Source organism: Streptococcus oralis (genome assembly GCF_004127215.1).
Classification (GTDB): domain Bacteria; phylum Bacillota; class Bacilli; order Lactobacillales; family Streptococcaceae; genus Streptococcus; species Streptococcus oralis_BD.
On sequence record NZ_QEWJ01000023.1, the window covers coordinates 1 to 1,894 of the forward strand.

The 1,894-nt window shown below is 41.0% G+C and carries 1 protein-coding gene; it reads left to right on the forward strand.

Annotated features, from left to right (window positions below):
• Positions 1-284 precede the first annotated feature (284 nt).
• Positions 285-1,894, forward strand: a 1,610-nt coding sequence (locus DF216_RS10290) for a peptide cleavage/export ABC transporter (RefSeq protein WP_129326774.1), incomplete at its 3' end; no start/stop codon positions are given.

Genomic DNA, 1,894 nt, shown 5'->3' on the forward strand with positions numbered 1-1,894 from the left:
TTCGACAGAGAGCCTCTTGTTCGTCTTGATTGGGACAAGAGGCTTTTTCATGTGAAAGCGAGCCCAAGCCTATCTCGGATCAATATCTTTAAAACGATTGATACCATTGGAAAAATAAGCCACATTAGTGTATGATAGAATTAGTTACTTTCGTCTTTTCTCCTCTTTCTGAGTTTGTTTTTCTGGAGAAAGCTAGTATAGAGGGAGTTTCCTAACTCCCCAAAACCTTTATGGAGACTTTCCCTTCATAAGGCATCCATACTTTTGTGAATAAAGGAGTTTGTATGAGATTTACAAAGCGTCATTATAGAGCTCAAGTTGACGCAAGAGATTGTGGTGTGGCAGCCCTTGCCATGATTTATGGTTACTATGGCTCCTACTACTCTTTGGCCAGCTTGCGTGAAATGGCCAAGACAACCTTACGAGGAACGACCGCTTTTGGACTGGTAAAGGTCTCTGAAGAATTAGGCTTTGAAACACGAGCCCTGAAAGCGGATATGTCTTTGTTTGATATGAAAGGGGTCATCTACCCCTTTATCGCTCATGTCATCAAGGATAAAAAGTTACTTCATTACTATGTCGTGACGGGACATGACAAACATTCTGTTCATATTGCCGACCCCGATCCGGCTGTTAAAATGACCAAACTTTCCAAGGAACAGTTTGCCCAAGAATGGACAGGGGTCTCTATTTTCATTGCCCCTGCACCCGAATACAAGCCTCATAAGGAACAGAAAAATGGCCTCTGGTCTTTTGTGCCCATCTTGATGAGACAAAAAGGCTTGATTGCCAATATCGTTATCGCAACTCTATTGGTTACGATCATCAATATCGTGGGCTCTTACTATATGCAGGGGATTATTGATACCTATGTCCCCAATCAGATGCGCAATACCTTAGGGATTATTTCTTTAGGTTTGGTGGTCGTCTATATCTTGCAACAGATTCTGGCCTATGCTCAGAGCTATCTACTTCTCATTTTGGGGCAACGGCTTTCAATTGATGTGATTTTATCTTATATCAAGCATGTCTTCCATTTACCCATGTCCTTTTTTGCGACCAGAAGAACAGGGGAGATTGTCTCACGCTTCAATGATGCCAACAGTATTATTGATGCCTTGGCCAGTACCATTCTTTCCATCTTCCTAGATGTTTCTATCGTGATTGTCATGGCTATTGTTTTGTTCTCACAAAACTTGAATCTCTTCTTTATCAGTCTTCTCTCACTACCGATTTATATCGTCGTGATTTTTGCCTTCATGAAACCATTTGAGAAAATGAATCGGGATACCATGGAATCCAATGCCATTCTGTCTTCTTCCATTATCGAGGATATCAATGGGATTGAAACAATCAAATCCTTGACCAGTGAAAATTACCGTTACCAAAAGATTGACAGAGAATTTGTGGACTATCTGAAAAAATCATTTGCCTATAGTCGGATGGAAAACATTCAAATCGGCTTGAAGAAAACAGCTCAGCTCCTATTGAATATCGCTATTCTTTGGATGGGAGCCCTCTTGGTGATGGACAATAAAATGACCTTGGGGCAGCTGATTACTTATAACACCTTACTGGTTTATTTCACAAATCCACTAGAAAACATCATCAATTTACAGACTAAGCTCCAGACAGCGCAAGTTGCCAATAACCGCTTGAACGAAGTCTATCTGGTAGATTCTGAGTTTGTGGATAAAAAAGCAATCCGTGATTTAAGCATGACCAAGGGTGACATTGAATTGAAACAGGTCAGCTATAAGTATGGCTATGGGCGAAATGTCCTCTCAGATATTAACTTGACCATTGAACGAGGCAGTAAGGTGGCCTTTGTGGGCATTTCTGGTTCTGGAAAGACGACCCTTGCCAAGATGATTGTGAATTTCTATGATCCGAA